This window comes from Microbacterium sp. bgisy189, assembly GCF_057707225.1.
Window position 1 is genome coordinate 64,165 of the sequence record NZ_JBYIPT010000004.1, and the last position, 14,908, is coordinate 79,072.

Here is a 14,908-nt window from a genome sequence, read left to right on the forward strand (position 1 = left end):
CTCACAGATCGAGCTCGGGCACGTCGAGCCGCACGTTGAGTGTAGGCGTGTTGCGGGCCGTGCGATCTTTGCGGGAGCGGCGCCCGCGCAGTGCCTCGGCAATGACGAGGGCACGCAGCGACGTCGCCACGGCGCGACCGGCCGCGTAGTCGAACCTGATGAGCGCCCGCACTTCACCGTCTGCGCTGGGAAGTGCGACGGGGCCGAGTACGGCGGTGGGAGGCAACGACGGCACGTCGGCCCGCAACTGGGTGATGGCCCCCGCGACGGCACGCTGGGTGCCTTCGACCGCGGCGACCCGGATGGTCGGCGGCATGTGCAGCGGCTGCCTGTCGGCGAGTTCTGCTCGTGCGTACGCCGGCTGCGTCCAGGTCGCCATCGCACGGGAGACCGGGCCGGTCACCCCGACCAGGTGCACGGGTGCGTTCGGCGCGGCAAGCGCTGCGGCGTTGGACCACCATCGCAGGCACGACTCGCCGATGCGCAGCTGTTCGGTGAGCAGCATCTTGTCGCCGTCCAGCAGGATGACCGCCCGGTAGCCGCTCTCGGCGATCGGCTCTGCGCCGCGGGTGGCGATCACGAGCGCGGGCCGCGCATCGACACTCGTGACCGGATGGTCGCCGTCCGCGACGATGACCCGTGTGTTGGGGAACGCGCGGCCGAGCTCATCCGCGGTGCGTTCGCTGCCCGACGAGGCCATGCGCAATCGGGTGGACGAACAGTTCGCACAGGCCCAGTTCGCGTACCGTCGACCACACCAGCCGCAGTCGGGTGCGGCGCCGGCACGTCGGGCGCGCAACGGACCCGTGCAGTGCGGGCACTTCGTCGGCGTTCGACAATCCGCGCACACCAGCACCGGTGCGTAGCCGGGCCGCGCGACCTGGACCAGGACCGGACCGTGCTGCAACGCCTCGCGGGCTGCGGCGAACGCCGTCGAGGGCACGCGGACGCCGTGCCCTTCGCCCTCATGGGTCGCCGAGAGGACGACCCGGGGCTTTGCGGGGCGCGCCGCAAGGATCTCGCGCACCCAGCCGATCTGCACGAGGCGTTCGACGTCGGTGGTGCGGGTGTGCCCGGCGAGCACGAGCGCCGAACCCTCCAGCTCCTGGCGCAGCAGCGCCGCGTCGCGGGCATGGACGCCGGGGCTGAGCGGCTCGGCCAGCAGCGGGTCGCCGTCGTCCCAGATCACGATCGTGCCGACGTCGTGGGCCGGTGCGTACACCGTCGACCGATTGCCGACCACGATGCACGCCGCCGGTAACAGCAGTCGCAGATAGGCGGCGTAACGCTCTGGTCCTGACTGGCGTGCATCCACCGCGACGACGGCATCATCGGGTGCGTGGGGCGCGAGCGCTGCCGTCAACTGCGCCTGGTCGCGATGGTCCGGCACGACCAGCAGGGTGCTGCGGCCACGAGCGAGCGTGTCGACGGCGACCGCAGCCAGCAGTTGCGCCCAGGCTCCGACCGGCGGGACGTCGGGGTCGCCGTCGACAGCGGAGCGGGCCGGGTGCGGAGGTGCGTCGACGGCGATCCGCTCCCCCTCGCGCAGCGCACCGGACAGATCGGGAAACGCCCCGAGGACGGTGCCCGCCCATTCCTTCGCCGCATCCGCGACGATCGGTGCCTCGGGAGGCGCCGCTGCCAGCCACGCCTTCTCGGCGCGCACCATCCGCTTGGGGATCGCCAGCCGCAGGATGTCACTCGCCGACCCCGCCGCGCGATCAGCCGCTTTGCGTGCGAGTTCGTACAGTGCGGGTGTCAGCACGGGGACGGATGAGATGACGGTGTCGATCTCTGACAGGACCCGATCCTCGGGGTCGTGCTCGGCGAGTTCGACGACGAACGCCTCCATCATGCGTCCCGCACTGCGAAGCGGCACCTTGACGCGCACTCCGGGGTGGACGTCGTCTACGAGCCCGTCGGGGACGGCGTAGTCGAAGAGTCGGTCCAACTGCGGCAGGGGGGATTCGACGAGCACGCGCGCGACGACGCCGACGGTGCCCTCCTCCCCCATCGCCGTATCCCCGATCAGAGGCCGGCGGCCGACCGCAGCTCCTCGACGCGGTCGGTGCGCTCCCACGTGAACTCGGGCAGTTCGCGACCGAAGTGGCCGTAGGCGGCGGTCTTCGCGTAGATGGGGCGCAGCAGGTCGAGGCGATCGATGATCGCCTGCGGACGCAGGTCGAAGACGTCGCGGATCGCTTTGGTGATGATCTCGTCGGCGACGTGGCCGGTGCCGAAGGTCTCGACGTACAGTCCCACGGGCGCGGCGCGGCCGATCGCATAGGCGACTTGCACCTCGAGGCGGTCTGCGAGGCCTGCTGCGACGGCGTTCTTGGCGACCCAGCGCATGGCGTAGGCGGCCGAGCGGTCGACCTTGGACGGGTCCTTGCCGCTGAACGCGCCGCCGCCGTGGCGGGCGGCGCCCCCGTAGGTATCGATGATGATCTTGCGGCCGGTGAGGCCGGCGTCGCCCTTGGGGCCGCCGATCACGAAGGGACCCGCAGGGTTGATGACGTACTCGACGTCGGAGATGTCGAGTCCGGTCTCTGAGATCACCGGGTCGATGACCTCGGCGCGCACCGCTGCGCGCAGCGCCGCCAACGAGATGTCGGGCTGATGCTGCGTGGAAAGGACGACCGTTTCGATCGTGCGAGGCGCCGCACCGTCGTAGCCGAGGGTCACCTGAGTCTTGCCGTCGGGGCGCAGGAACGGCAGTGCTCCACTGCGACGCGCGTCGGTGAGACGCTCCGCGATGCGGTGCGCCGTCCAGATCGCCGTCGGCATGAGCTGCGGCGTCTCATTCGTGGCGTAGCCGAACATGATGCCCTGGTCGCCCGCCCCGAGCGCGTCGGTCGGATCGGCAGAGCCCCCCTCCCGGTGCTCGAGCGCACTGTCGACGCCAGAGGCGATGTCACTGGACTGCTCGCCGATCGACACCGTCACACCGCACGAGTCGCCGTCGAAACCGGTCTCGCTCGAGGTGTAGCCGATGCGGTTGACGACGCCGCGGACGATGCCGGGGATGTCGACGTACCCGTCGGTGCGCACTTCACCGGCGACGTGGATGAGGCCGGTCGTCACGAGGGTCTCGACCGCCACCCGGCTGTTCGGGTCGACGCCGAGCAGCGCATCAAGGATCGAGTCGGAGATCTGGTCGCAGATCTTGTCGGGGTGACCCTCGGTCACGGACTCGGAGGTGAACAGGCGCAGCGAAGTCATCGGGGCTCCAGTCGACGGGTGGTGCGCGGAACGTATCGCGCAAGGAGTACACAAACCATCATGCCCGCGGCCCCCGACATGCGGGGACGCGCGGGCATGTCAGACGCCTTCCGGCGTCATACGGTCACTCGACCGGGCGCAGGCGCAGCTTGTCCTCGTGGATCTCGTGCAGCGCGATCGTGAGCGGCTTGTCCTCGACGTTCGAGTCGACGAGCGGACCCACGTTGTCGAAGAGGTTCCCCTCGTGCAGGTCGGAGTAGTAGTCGTTGATCTGCCGGGCACGCTTGGATGCGTAGATCACGAGCTGGTACTTCGAGTCGACCTTCTCGAGGAGCGCGTCGATGGGCGGGTCGATGATGCCCTGGTCACGGTTGGCCATAGTGGACCTCCTGGTCGGATGGCGGTGGGAAGATCTTGCGGCGCGACCATCCCCTCGACGGGCGCCGGTCGCGGCATCCGACCATTCTACAGGGCGGACGCCGCCAGGCACGTCACCGTGCGAGGGCGGCGACCTCGGCGGCGGCGCGCGGCACGGTGTCGTTCACGACGCGGAAGTCGAACTCGCCCTGCGATGCCAGTTCCACCTTCGCGGTGCGCAGGCGCCGGGCGCGCTCTTCGTCGTCCTCGGTGCCGCGACCGACGAGCCGGTTGACCAACTCGTCCCAACTCGGCGGCAGCAGGAACACGAGCGTCGCGTCGGGGGCTGCGGCCCGCACCTGACGTGCGCCCTGCAGGTCGATCTCGAGCAGCACCGTGCGGCCGTCTGCGAGTGCCGCATCGATGGGACCGCGGGGGGTGCCGTAGCGGTACTTGTTGTGGACGGTCGCGTGCTCGAGCAGTTCGCCCGCTTCGACCATCCGGTCGAACTCGGCGTCGTCGACGAAGAAGTAGTGCTCGCCGTCGACCTCTCCTGGGCGCGGTGCGCGCGTGGTGGCCGACACCGACAGCAGGATCTCGGGGTGATGCTCCTTGATGTGCTGCGCAACCGTGCCCTTGCCGACGGCGGTCGGGCCCGCGAGCACGACGAGGCGGCTGCGGCCCGCCCGCGGTGCGGGCTCAGGGAGGCGCTCATCGAGGAACGCCTGCAGGTCGACGCGCTGTCGTGCGCCGAGGCCGCCGAGTCGCTTGACGGGAGAGATCTTCAGTTCGTCGAGGATGCGGTCGCGTTTGCCGTCGCCGATCGCCGGGATCGCGGTGAGGAACTCGGGCACCCGCATGTGTCCCGCAGCCGAGTCCGGGTCGGCCAGCGCGCGCCGCAACAGGTCCTGCGGTGTGATGACACGGGTCGTGACGTCGCGCTTGAGCGACGCGCGTTCGCGGCGGGCGGCGACGGCGCGCCGCGAGGCGGCAGCGCGGTCGACGTCGGGTGGAGTGCGGGAGTCAGCCATCGGATCCCCCACGGTACAGGTCGCGCGGATAGAGCCCGGCGCGCTCCGCGATGCGGTCGGCGAGGCCGGCGGGTCCGGCCGACAGGATGCTGCGGCTCTCGCTCGCGATCACCTGCGGCGCAACGACGCCGAACACGCGCACGAGATCGTCGGGCTGGGCGCCCTGCGCTCCGAAACCGGGCGCGAGGATCGGTGCACCGCGCAGAAGGTCGTCGCTCAGTCCGACGTCGGCGCGGTCGACGGTCGCGCCGACGACGAGTCCGATAGGTCCCAGTCCCCCGCCGAACGCCGACGACGTGTTGACGGCCGCGGCATCCTGCGCGACGCGGGCGGCCACGGTCTGCCCCTCGGATGCCGCGACATCGACGGTCTGCGCCGCCTGCAGCACGGGGCCGTCGGGGTTGCTGGTCGCCGCCAGCACGAACACGCCCTTGTCATGCCGTGCGGCGAAGGCGAGCGCGTCGCGGATCGAGTCGGTGCCGAGGTACGGATTGACCGTGAGCGCGTCGGCCTCGAGCGGCGAGCCGGGCTCGAGCCAGGCACGTGTGTATGCGTCCATCGTCGTGCCGATGTCACCGCGCTTGGCGTCGGCGATCACGAGCAGCCCGGCGTCGCGAGCAGCGCGAATCACCGCTTCGAGCGCTGCGAATCCAGCAGACCCGAACCGCTCGAAGAACGAGATCTGCGGCTTGACGATGCCGACCCGGCCGGCCGCGGCATCCACGACCCGCAGGCCGAACTCCCGCACGCCGGCGCCGGACTGCTCGAGCCCCCACTCGGTGAGCAGCTGCTCGTGCGGGTCGATGCCGACGCACAACGGCCCGGAGGCCGCGAGCGTCTGCGTCAACCGTGCGCCGAAACCCGTCACGCCTGCACCTTCCGGTCGTCGGCGTACTCTTGCAGGCTTCGCACCTCGAACCCTTCGCGCAGCACCGGCAGCGCGCTGACGGCGGCACCGAGGACGGCCATCGTGGTGAACAGCGCCTTGTCGGCCGCGACCGCGGCTGCACGGATCTCGTACCCGTCGGCCCGGGCGATGCCGCCGGACGGCGTGTTGACGACGATGTCGATCTCGCCCGCGTTGATGAGGTCGATGACGTTCGTCTCGCCCGTCTCGTGGGTCGCGGAGTACTTGTTCACGACTTCGACGCGGATGCCGTTGCGCGCGAGGATCTCGGCGGTGCCCTCGGTCGCGGTCAGGCGGAAGCCGAGCTCCTGCAACCGGTGGGCGGGCAGGATGACGGCGCGCTTGTCGTCGTCGGCGACCGACAGGAACACGGTTCCCGAGGTCGGCATGCCGCCGTACGCCGCCGCCTGGCTCTTGGCGAACGCTGTCGGGAAGTCGCGGTCCATGCCCATGACCTCGCCGGTCGAGCGCATCTCTGGGCCGAGCACCGAGTCGACCGTCTCGCCCTCGGCGGTACGGAACCGCTTGAAGGGCAGGACGGCCTCCTTGACGGCGACAGGGGCATCCAGCGGCACGCGGGAGCCGTCCTGTGCGGGCAGCAGCCCTTCGGTCTTCAGTTCGGCGATCGAGGCGCCTGCCATGACGCGCGCGGCGGCCTTGGCCAGCGGAATGCCGAGCGCTTTCGAGACGAACGGCACCGTGCGGCTCGCGCGCGGGTTCGCTTCGATGACGTACAGCACGCCTGCCGACACCGCGAACTGCACGTTGAGCAGGCCGCGCACGCCGATGCCCTCGGCGATCGCGAGGGTCGCGGTGCGCACGCGGTCGATCTCGGTGCGGCCGAGCGAGATGGGCGGCAGGGTGCACGACGAGTCTCCGGAGTGGATGCCGGCCTCTTCGAGGTGCTCCATGACACCGCCGATGTAGAGCTCATTGCCGTCGTACAGCGCGTCGACGTCGATCTCGACGGCGTCGTCCAGGAAGCGGTCCACCAGCAGCGGCGCCCCCTCCCCGATGATCGCCTGGTCGGCGATGCGCACGAAGTAGTCGCGGAGGCTCGGGGTGTCGTAGACGATCTCCATGCCGCGACCGCCGAGCACGAAGCTCGGGCGGACCAGCACGGGGAAGCCGATCTCCTCGGCGATCGCGATCGCTGTGGCCTCGTCGGTCGCGGTGCCGTGGCGCGGTGCGGTGAGCTCGGCGCGGTCGAGCAGCTGCGAGAACTGCTCACGCTCTTCGGCGATGTCGATCGCCGCCGGCGACGTGCCGAGGATCGTGAAGCCTGCGGCCTCGATCCCCTTCGCAAGGCCGAGCGGGGTCTGCCCGCCCAGCTGGCAGACGACGCCGTAGATCTCGCCCGACTGCGCCTCGGCGTGCAGCACCTCGAGCACGTCTTCCAGCGTCAGTGGCTCGAAGTAGAGCCGGTCGCTCGTGTCGTAGTCGGTGGACACCGTCTCGGGGTTGCAGTTGACCATCACGGTCTCGAACCCGGCATCGGCCAGCGCGAACGACGCGTGCACGCACGAGTAGTCGAACTCGACACCCTGCCCGATGCGGTTGGGACCCGAGCCGATGATGACGACCTTCTTGCGGTCGGACGGCGTCACCTCGGTCTCGGTGTCGTACGACGAGTAGTGGTACGGCGTGAGCGCCGGGAACTCCCCCGCGCACGTGTCGACCGTCTTGTAGACCGGACGCACCCCCAGGCCGTGACGGATGCCGCGGATCTCGGCCTCGGTCACGCCGCGCAGCTCGGCGAGCTGCACGTCGCTGAACCCGTGCTCCTTCGCGACGCGCAGCACGTGCTCGTCGAGCTCGCCCGCCGTGCGCACGAATTCGGCGACCTCGTTGATGAGCGCGATCTGGTCGAGGAACCAGGGGTCGATCGCCGTCGCCTCGAAGGCCTGCTCGATGGTCGCGCCCTTGCGCATGGCCTGCTGCAGCACGACGATGCGGCCGTCGGTCGGGGTCTTCGAGATCTCGAGGAGCTCTTCGACCGAACGCTGTTCCTCGCCCCAGTGGAAACTGGAGCCGCGCTTCTCGAGCGAGCGCAGCGCCTTCTGCAGCGCCGAGGCGTAGTTGCGGCCGATGGCCATCGCCTCGCCGACCGACTTCATGGTGGTCGTGAGCGTGGTGTCGGCGGCGGGGAACTTCTCGAAGTTGAACCGCGGCACCTTCACGACGATGTAGTCGAGCGTCGGCTCGAAGCTCGCCGGCGTCGCCTGCGTGATGTCGTTGGGCACCTCGTCGAGGCGGTAGCCGATGGCGAGCTTGGCGGCGAGCTTCGCGATCGGAAAACCGGTCGCCTTCGAAGCGAGCGCCGACGAGCGCGAAACGCGCGGGTTCATCTCGATGACGATGATGCGGCCGGTGGCCGGGTCGACCGCGAACTGGATGTTGCAGCCGCCGGTGTCCACGCCCACGGCGCGGATGATGTCGATGCCGATGTCGCGCAGCTTCTGGTACTCGCGGTCGGTGAGCGTGAGGGCCGGGGCGACGGTGATCGAATCGCCCGTGTGCACGCCGACGGGGTCGACGTTCTCGATCGAGCAGACCACGACCGTGTTGTCGGCGGTGTCGCGCATGAGCTCGAGCTCATACTCCTTCCACCCGAGGATCGACTCCTCCAACAGCACTTCGGTCGTCGGGGAGTCGCGCAGCCCAGCCCCGCCGATGCGACGCAGGTCCTCTTCGTCATACGCGAAGCCCGAACCGAGCCCGCCCATTGTGAACGAGGGACGCACAACGAGCGGGTAGCCGAGCTCGGCGGCGCCCGCGAGCAGGTCGTCCATCGTGTGCGCGATGACGCTGCGTGCGACGTCGGCCCCGGCATCCAGCACGAGCTGCTTGAAGACCTGGCGGTCTTCGCCCTTCTGGATCGCGTCGACCTTCGCGCCGATCAGCTCGACGCCGTACTTGGCGAGGATGCCCTGTTCGTGCAGCGCCATGGCGGCGTTCAGGGCGGTCTGGCCGCCGAGGGTCGGGAGGATCGCGTCGGGCTTCTCCTTCGCGATGATCGTCTCGATCACGGCGGGGGTGATCGGCTCGATGTAGGTCGCGTCGGCGAAGTCGGGGTCGGTCATGATCGTCGCCGGGTTGGAGTTGACGAGGATGACGCGGACGCCCTCTTCGCGCAGCACGCGACAGGCCTGGGTGCCGGAGTAGTCGAACTCACAGGCCTGACCGATGACGATCGGGCCGGAGCCGATGACGAGGACGCTGTTGATGTCGTCGCGCTTGGGCATTACTTGCCACCTTCCCGGTGATCGAGTGCGCGCGGAGCGCGTGTATCGAGATCGCTGACCACCAGGTCGCGGAATCGGTCGAAGAGATAGTTGGCATCGTGCGGGCCGGCGGCGGCCTCGGGGTGGTACTGGACGGAGAACGCCGGGATGTCGAGGGCACGCAGCCCTTCGACGACGTTGTCGTTGAGCCCCACGTGCGAGACCTCGACGCGGCCGTAGCCGTTGGGGCTGTCGACGGTGCCCTCGAGCGGTGCGTCGACGGCGAAGCCGTGGTTGTGCGCGGTGATCTCGACGCGGCCGGTGGCCTTGTCGAGCACGGGCTGGTTGATCCCGCGGTGACCGAACGGCAGTTTGTAGGTGCCGAAGCCGAGCGCACGGCCGAGCAGCTGGTTGCCGAAGCAGATGCCGAAGAAGGGCAGCCGGGCATCGAGCACTTCGCGCAGCAGGCCGACGTGGTCGCCGCTTGCGGCGGGGTCGCCGGGCCCGTTCGAGTAGAAGACCGCGACCGGGTCGATCGCCTGGATGTCGGCGAAGGTGACCGTCTGCGGCAGCACGTGCACGTCGAATCCGCGGGCTGCGAGGTTGTCGATCGTCGCCTGCTTGACACCGAGGTCGAGCACGGCGAGGTTGCCGATGCGCTCGCCGGTGGCCGGCGTCACCTCGGCGGCGGCGACCGAGACGGCCGCCGACAGGTTCTGCCCCGCCATCTGCGGCGCCTCCTGCACACGGCGCAGCTGCTCGTCGGCGTCGAGCGCGGCATCCGCCCCCGAGAACACGCCGCCGCGCATCGATCCTTCCGAGCGGATGCGGCGAGTGACGGCGCGGGTGTCGATGCCGCTGATGCCGACGATCCCGTCGCGCACGAGGGCGTCATCGAGCGATTCGTCGGCGCGCCAGTTGGAGACCACGCGCGAGGGGTCGCGCACGATGTAGCCGGCGACCCAGATGCGGCGTGACTCGGGGTCTTCGCCGTTCATGCCGGTGTTGCCGATGTGCGGCGCGGTCTGCAGCACGATCTGGCCGGCGTACGACGGGTCGGTGAGGGTCTCCTGGTAGCCGGTCATGCCGGTGGAGAACACGACCTCGCCGAGCGTCGTGCCGCGGGCGCCGTAGGCGCGACCCGCGTAGCGCGAGCCGTCTTCGAGCACGAGGACGGCGGGGTCGGTGGTCGGGTGGAATGCAGAGGTCATGCGTCGCTTCCCGTGGGTGTGGTGGCTGTGGGTTCGGGCAGGATCGCGGTGATCGCAGCTGCGACCTCGCGTGCCGAGGCATCCTGTGCCCGCAGGTAGGTGTCGACGGCTTGTTCGGTGCCGTCGGCGATGGTGGTGCGCCAGACGAGTCGGACGAGGCCGTCCTTCTCGACCACGCGGTCGATGGCAACCGTGGCCTGGTCGACGGACTCGATGCGGTCGCGGGTGATCACGATGCGCGGCTGCCCGGTCAAATCGAGCGCCACGCCGGCGTCGGTGATCGTGATGTCGACACGCGAGCGGAACGCGAGGCCGCAGATCGCGAGCCGCTCCAACGGCTCCTCGTGCACGGTCGTCGCGACGTAGAGGCCGTGGAACTCGGCGCGGGTGACCGCTCCGGCCGGCAGCTCTCCCACCGGCGCAGCGAGGCCACGGTCGCGCTTGGTCCGTCGCCACCAGCCGTAGACGCCGGCAGCCAGCAGCAGCAGGGCGGCGGCGATCATGACGATGAGCGCCAGCTCACGGGTCATCGGACCACCTCCGACACGACGCTGCCGTCGTGCACCGTGATGGCGCCGCGCGACAGCGTCCAGCGGACCTGTCCAGGCAGTTCACGGCCGAGATAGGGCGAGTTCAGGCTCCGACCGCGAAGGTCATCGGTCGTGAAGGTGCGGCCCGGGGTCGGGTCGTACAGCGTGAACGACGCCACCTCGCCCGCGGCGATCGGGGTGCCTGCATCGGCGAGGCGCCCGATCCGCGCAGGTGCCGTCGACATGACGCGTGCGACGTCGTCCCACGACAGCATCCCGGTGTCGACGACCGCCTGCTGCACGACCCGCAGCGCGGATTCGAGGCCGACCATCCCGTTTGCGGCGGCCTGCCACTCGCACGACTTCACCTCTGCGGGATGCGGGGCGTGGTCGGTCGCGACGATGTCGATCGTGCCGTCGGCGAGGCCCTCGCGCACGGCCCGCACGTCTTCGTCGCGGCGCAGCGGCGGGTTCACCTTGAAGCGCGGGTCGTAGCCGCGCACGAGCTCCTCGGTCAGCAGCAGGTGGTGCGGCGTGACCTCTGCGGTCACGTTGATGCCGCGTGCCTTGGCCCACCGGATGATGTCGACCGAACCCGCGGTCGACAGGTGGCACACGTGCAGTCGCGAGCCGACGTGCTCGGCCAGCAGCACGTCGCGGGCGATGATCGACTCCTCGGCGACCGCGGGCCACCCCGCGAGGCCGAGCTCGGCCGAGACGGTGCCCTCGTTCATCTGGGCGCCCTCGGTCAGGCGCGGGTCCTGCGCGTGCTGGGCGATGACACCGTCGAAGGCCTTCACGTACTCCAGCGCCCGGCGCATGATGAGCGGGTCGAAGACGCAGAAGCCGTCGTCGCTGAAGACACGGACCTGCGCGCGGGAGGAGGCCATGGCGCCGAGTTCGGCGAGCCGCTCCCCCTTCTGCCCGACGGTGACAGCGCCGATCGGCTGCACGTGCACGTAGCCGGCGGCCTCGCCGAGGGCGAGCTCCTGCTCGACGACGCCGGCCGTGTCGGCGACCGGTGAGGTGTTCGGCATCGCGAAGACGGTCGTGTAGCCACCGGCCGCAGCCGCGCGGGATCCGGTGAGGATCGTTTCGGACGCTTCGTATCCGGGTTCGCGGAGGTGCGTGTGGAGGTCGACCAGGCCGGGCAGGGCGATCAGGCCGTCAGCGTCGATGACGGTGGCGCCGCTGCGGTCGAGGCCGGTGCCGACCTCGGCGATGTGGCCGTTTTCGACGAGGATGTCGGAGCGGTCGCCCGCGACGATCTGTGCGGATCGGATGAGGATCGGGTTCGTCATCGGGTTGCGTCCTCTTCCGTGCTCGATTCGTTCCGCTCCCCCGCCAGCAGCAGGTAGAGCGCCGCCATCCGCACCGACACGCCGTTGCTCACCTGTTCGAGCACAGTCGAGCGCGGGGAATCGGCGGCATCGGCGGAGATCTCCAGGCCCCGGTTCATGGGCCCCGGGTGCATGACAATGCTACCGCCCGGCAGGGCAGCCATCCGCCCGGCGTCCAACCCCCAGCGGCGGGAATACTCCCGTTCAGTGGGGAAATAGGCGGCGTTCATGCGCTCGAGTTGGATGCGGAGCATCATGAGCGCGTCGGGCTTCAGGGCGATGGCCTCGTCGAGGTCGTAGACGACCTTTACGGGCCACGCCGAGACGTCCTGCGGCACGAGCGTCGGCGGTGCGACGAGCGTGACCTCGGCGCCGAGCGTGGTGAGCAGCCACACGTTCGAGCGGGCGACGCGCGAGTGCAGGATGTCGCCGACGATCGCGACCTTGAGGCCCGCCAGATCGCGGCCGCGGCTGTCATCGCCGAAGGTGCGCTTGCGGATCGTGAAGGCGTCCAGCAGCGCCTGCGTGGGATGCTCGTGGGTGCCGTCGCCGGCGTTGAGCACACCGGCCGAGATCCAACCGCTGGTGGCGAGGGTGTGCGGGGCGCCGGAGGCGCCGTGGCGGATGACGACGGCATCCGCGCCCATCGCCTGCAGCGTCTGCGCGGTGTCCTGCAGCGACTCGCCCTTGCTGACCGACGAGCCCTTCGCCGAGAAGTTGATGACGTCGGCCGACAGGCGCTTGGCGGCCGCCTCGAATGAGATGCGCGTGCGGGTCGAGTCCTCGAAGAAGAGGTTCACGACGGTCTTGCCGCGCAGCGTCGGCAGCTTCTTGATTTCACGACGCTGGGTGTCGGCCATGTCCTCTGCGACGTCGAGGATCTGCAGCGCATCGGCGCGTGACAGGGTGCGGGTGTCGAGCAGGTGCCTCATGCGATCGTCACCTCGTCGGCGCCGTCGACCTCTGCCAGGCGCACGTTGACGCGCTCCTCACGGGCGCTCGGCAGGTTCTTGCCGACGAAGTCGGGGCGGATCGGGAGCTCCCGATGCCCGCGGTCGACGAGGATCGCCAGTCGCACGGCGGCCGGGCGTCCGATGTCTTGCAATGCGTCGAGGGCGGCGCGGATGGAGCGGCCGCTGAACAGCACGTCGTCGACGAGCACCACGGTCTTGCCGTCGATGCCGCCGGCGGGAATGTCGGTCGGGTGCGGCGCCCGCGTGGGATGCCGGTGCAGATCGTCGCGGTACATCGTGACGTCGAGCGCGCCGTTGGGTACAGGCGTGCCTGCGAAGCGCTCCAGAAGCGCCGCGATGCGGGTCGCGAGTGCGACGCCGCGGGTGGGGATGCCGAGGACGACCAGATCATCGGGGCCCTTGTTCGACTCGAGGATCTCGTGGGAGATCCGAGTCAGTGCGCGCGCGATGTCGTCTTCGTGCAGGACGGTACGTCCCTGCCCGGACTCACTCATCCGCCGCTCCCTTCTCCGCCTCACGGGACGGTGTTAAAGGTTGCTGTGGTTCGCCGTCCAGCCTACCGGACGGCGAGTGTCAGCCGGCGCGCGCGATGCGGGCGAGCACGCCGTGCACGAACGAGCCGGAGCCGTCGGTGGAGAACTCCTTCGCCAGTTCCACGGCCTCGTCGATCGCGACGGCCGACGGCACCTGGTCGTTGAAGAGGATCTCCCACACACCGATACGCAGCACGGCGCGGTCGACGGCGGGCATGCGGCTGAGGGGCCAATCCTTCGAGAACGTCGTGATCTGCTCGTCGATCTCGTCACGGTTGTCGATCACACCGTCGACGATCTCGCGGGCGTAGAGCCACGATGCCTCGCGCGCCGGCTCGTTGGCCGCGCGCTTCGCCTCGGCGGCGAGCGTCGTCGGCAGGTCGTCGCCGCGGACATCGGACTGGTACAGGATGTCGAGCGCGCGCTTGCGCGCCTTCGAACGTGCGCTCACGCCTTACTTCTCGCGGCCGAGGTAGTCGCCCGTGCGGGTGTCGACCTTGACCTTGGTGCCGGTCTCGAGGAACAGCGGCACCTGGATCTCGTAGCCGGTCTCCACCGTCGCGGCCTTCGTGCCGGCCGACGAGCGGTCGCCCTGCAGGCCCGGCTCGGTGTAGGTGATCTCGAGGACGACGGATGCCGGCAGGTCGAGGTACAGCGGCGTGCCGTCATGGAGGGCGATCGTGACCTGCTGGTTCTCGAGCATGAAGTTCGCGGCATCCCCCACGGTGGCGGCGGGCACGTTGAGCTGGTCGTAGTCGGTCATGTCCATGAACACGAAGCTGTCGCCGTCGTTGTACAGGTACGTGAAGTCGCGACGGTCGACGTTCTGGATGTCGACCTTGGCGCCCGCGTTGAACGTCTTGTCGACGACCTTGCCGGTGAGGACGTTCTTCAGCTTGGTGCGCACGAACGCGCCGCCCTTGCCGGGCTTGACGTGCTGGAACTCCACGACGCTCCAGAGCTGCCCTTCGATCGAGAGGACGACGCCGTTCTTGATGTCTGCGGTGGATGCCATGAGTGTGGAGTTTCCGTTCGTTGCGTGCGGTGGCCCCGCGTCGAGATCGCGGACCAGCATCCGATTCTACGTGATGGCGTGCTCAGCCGTCGGCTTGGCCGGTGATCACGTCGATGAGCGCGTCGGTCGCACGCGCGTAGCCAGGCACGCCCTCACCGACGACATGGATGACGGCGACGTCGGCGACATACGAGTGGTGCCGGAAGGCTTCGCGCTCGTACACGTTGGAGATGTGCACCTCGGCGACCGGGAGCGAGACGCCCGAGAGTGCGTCGCGGAGCACGACGGAGGTGTGCGTGAGCCCGCCGGGGTTGATGACGATGCCGGCGCACTCGGTGCGCGCGGCGTGGATCGCGTCGAGCAGGACACCCTCGTGGTTGGACTGCACGGCGCGCACCTCGAAGCCTCGTGCGGCTGCGCGGTCTGCGACGAGCCGCTCCACGTCGGCGAGCGTCTCGTGCCCATAGATGTCGGGCTCGCGGGTGCCGAGCAGGTTGAGGTTCGGCCCGTTGACGAGCAGCAGGCGGCGGGGTGTCGTCACCGGGCCAGCCTACCGACGCGACT

General features: G+C 69.6%; 14 protein-coding genes. All 14 read right to left on the bottom strand.

The window, feature by feature from the left end; genetic code table 11:
* Position 1 precedes the first annotated feature (1 nt).
* Positions 2-2,014, bottom strand: a complete 2,013-nt coding sequence (locus AC3ENX_RS07310) for a primosomal protein N' family DNA-binding protein (protein WP_434811206.1) — start codon at positions 2,012-2,014, stop codon at positions 2-4.
* 14 nt (positions 2,015-2,028) lie between these two features.
* Positions 2,029-3,222 (bottom strand): methionine adenosyltransferase, encoded by a 1,194-nt coding sequence (gene metK / locus AC3ENX_RS07315; RefSeq protein WP_434811207.1) that lies wholly within the window; start codon positions 3,220-3,222, stop codon positions 2,029-2,031.
* A 124-nt stretch (positions 3,223-3,346) separates the two neighbouring features.
* Positions 3,347-3,601, bottom strand: coding sequence for a DNA-directed RNA polymerase subunit omega (rpoZ, locus tag AC3ENX_RS07320; RefSeq protein WP_434811208.1), 255 nt, complete (start codon positions 3,599-3,601; stop codon positions 3,347-3,349).
* A 112-nt stretch (positions 3,602-3,713) separates the two neighbouring features.
* Positions 3,714-4,610 (bottom strand): guanylate kinase, encoded by an 897-nt coding sequence (gmk, locus tag AC3ENX_RS07325; protein WP_434811209.1) that lies wholly within the window; start codon positions 4,608-4,610, stop codon positions 3,714-3,716.
* Positions 4,603-5,478: an orotidine-5'-phosphate decarboxylase gene (gene pyrF, locus AC3ENX_RS07330; RefSeq protein WP_434811210.1), complete on the bottom strand. Its 876-nt coding sequence runs from the start codon at positions 5,476-5,478 to the stop codon at positions 4,603-4,605. The genes gmk and pyrF overlap by 8 nt, the downstream gene beginning before the upstream one ends.
* The gene (gene carB, locus AC3ENX_RS07335; protein WP_434811211.1) at positions 5,475-8,762 is read right to left on the bottom strand and encodes a carbamoyl-phosphate synthase large subunit; all 3,288 of its coding nucleotides are present in this window, start codon (positions 8,760-8,762) and stop codon (positions 5,475-5,477) included. Before carB ends, pyrF begins: the two co-directional genes overlap by 4 nt.
* Positions 8,762-9,952: a glutamine-hydrolyzing carbamoyl-phosphate synthase small subunit gene (gene carA, locus AC3ENX_RS07340; protein ID WP_434811212.1), complete on the bottom strand. Its 1,191-nt coding sequence runs from the start codon at positions 9,950-9,952 to the stop codon at positions 8,762-8,764. Before carA ends, carB begins: the two co-directional genes overlap by 1 nt.
* A complete protein-coding gene (locus AC3ENX_RS07345; RefSeq protein ID WP_434811213.1) occupies positions 9,949-10,482 on the bottom strand; it encodes a PH-like domain-containing protein in 534 nt (177 codons plus the stop codon). The genes carA and AC3ENX_RS07345 overlap by 4 nt, the downstream gene beginning before the upstream one ends.
* Positions 10,479-11,783 (bottom strand): dihydroorotase, encoded by a 1,305-nt coding sequence (locus AC3ENX_RS07350; protein WP_434811214.1) that lies wholly within the window; start codon positions 11,781-11,783, stop codon positions 10,479-10,481. Before AC3ENX_RS07350 ends, AC3ENX_RS07345 begins: the two co-directional genes overlap by 4 nt.
* Complete coding sequence (locus tag AC3ENX_RS07355) at positions 11,780-12,754, bottom strand: aspartate carbamoyltransferase catalytic subunit (RefSeq protein WP_434811215.1); 975 nt, start codon at positions 12,752-12,754, stop codon at positions 11,780-11,782. The genes AC3ENX_RS07350 and AC3ENX_RS07355 overlap by 4 nt, the downstream gene beginning before the upstream one ends.
* Complete coding sequence (gene pyrR / locus AC3ENX_RS07360; protein ID WP_434811216.1) at positions 12,751-13,290, bottom strand: bifunctional pyr operon transcriptional regulator/uracil phosphoribosyltransferase PyrR; 540 nt, start codon at positions 13,288-13,290, stop codon at positions 12,751-12,753. The genes AC3ENX_RS07355 and pyrR overlap by 4 nt, the downstream gene beginning before the upstream one ends.
* Before the next feature lie 79 nt (positions 13,291-13,369).
* Positions 13,370-13,780 carry a transcription antitermination factor NusB gene (gene nusB / locus AC3ENX_RS07365; protein ID WP_434811217.1) on the bottom strand — a complete coding sequence of 137 codons (411 nt, stop codon included), beginning with the start codon at positions 13,778-13,780 and terminating at the stop codon, positions 13,370-13,372.
* Positions 13,781-13,783: 3 nt separating this feature from the next.
* Positions 13,784-14,344 (bottom strand): elongation factor P, encoded by a 561-nt coding sequence (efp, locus tag AC3ENX_RS07370; RefSeq protein ID WP_434811218.1) that lies wholly within the window; start codon positions 14,342-14,344, stop codon positions 13,784-13,786.
* 82 nt (positions 14,345-14,426) lie between these two features.
* Complete coding sequence (gene aroQ / locus AC3ENX_RS07375; RefSeq protein WP_434811219.1) at positions 14,427-14,885, bottom strand: type II 3-dehydroquinate dehydratase; 459 nt, start codon at positions 14,883-14,885, stop codon at positions 14,427-14,429.
* Positions 14,886-14,908 lie beyond the last annotated feature (23 nt).

What these genes read in the sequence shown, in the direction of transcription:
- AC3ENX_RS07310 (WP_434811206.1), bottom strand. Translation starts at nt 2,014, where the DNA reads ATGGGGGAGGAGGGCACCGTCGGCGTCGTCGCGCGCGTGCTCGTCGAA.
- metK (WP_434811207.1), bottom strand. Translation starts at nt 3,222, where the DNA reads ATGACTTCGCTGCGCCTGTTCACCTCCGAGTCCGTGACCGAGGGTCAC.
- rpoZ (WP_434811208.1), bottom strand. Translation starts at nt 3,601, where the DNA reads ATGGCCAACCGTGACCAGGGCATCATCGACCCGCCCATCGACGCGCTC.
- gmk (WP_434811209.1), bottom strand. Translation starts at nt 4,610, where the DNA reads ATGGCTGACTCCCGCACTCCACCCGACGTCGACCGCGCTGCCGCCTCG.
- carB (WP_434811211.1), bottom strand. Translation starts at nt 8,762, where the DNA reads ATGCCCAAGCGCGACGACATCAACAGCGTCCTCGTCATCGGCTCCGGC.
- carA (WP_434811212.1), bottom strand. Translation starts at nt 9,952, where the DNA reads ATGACCTCTGCATTCCACCCGACCACCGACCCCGCCGTCCTCGTGCTC.
- AC3ENX_RS07345 (WP_434811213.1), bottom strand. Translation starts at nt 10,482, where the DNA reads ATGACCCGTGAGCTGGCGCTCATCGTCATGATCGCCGCCGCCCTGCTG.
- AC3ENX_RS07350 (WP_434811214.1), bottom strand. Translation starts at nt 11,783, where the DNA reads ATGACGAACCCGATCCTCATCCGATCCGCACAGATCGTCGCGGGCGAC.
- AC3ENX_RS07355 (WP_434811215.1), bottom strand. Translation starts at nt 12,754, where the DNA reads ATGAGGCACCTGCTCGACACCCGCACCCTGTCACGCGCCGATGCGCTG.
- pyrR (WP_434811216.1), bottom strand. Translation starts at nt 13,290, where the DNA reads ATGAGTGAGTCCGGGCAGGGACGTACCGTCCTGCACGAAGACGACATC.
- efp (WP_434811218.1), bottom strand. Translation starts at nt 14,344, where the DNA reads ATGGCATCCACCGCAGACATCAAGAACGGCGTCGTCCTCTCGATCGAA.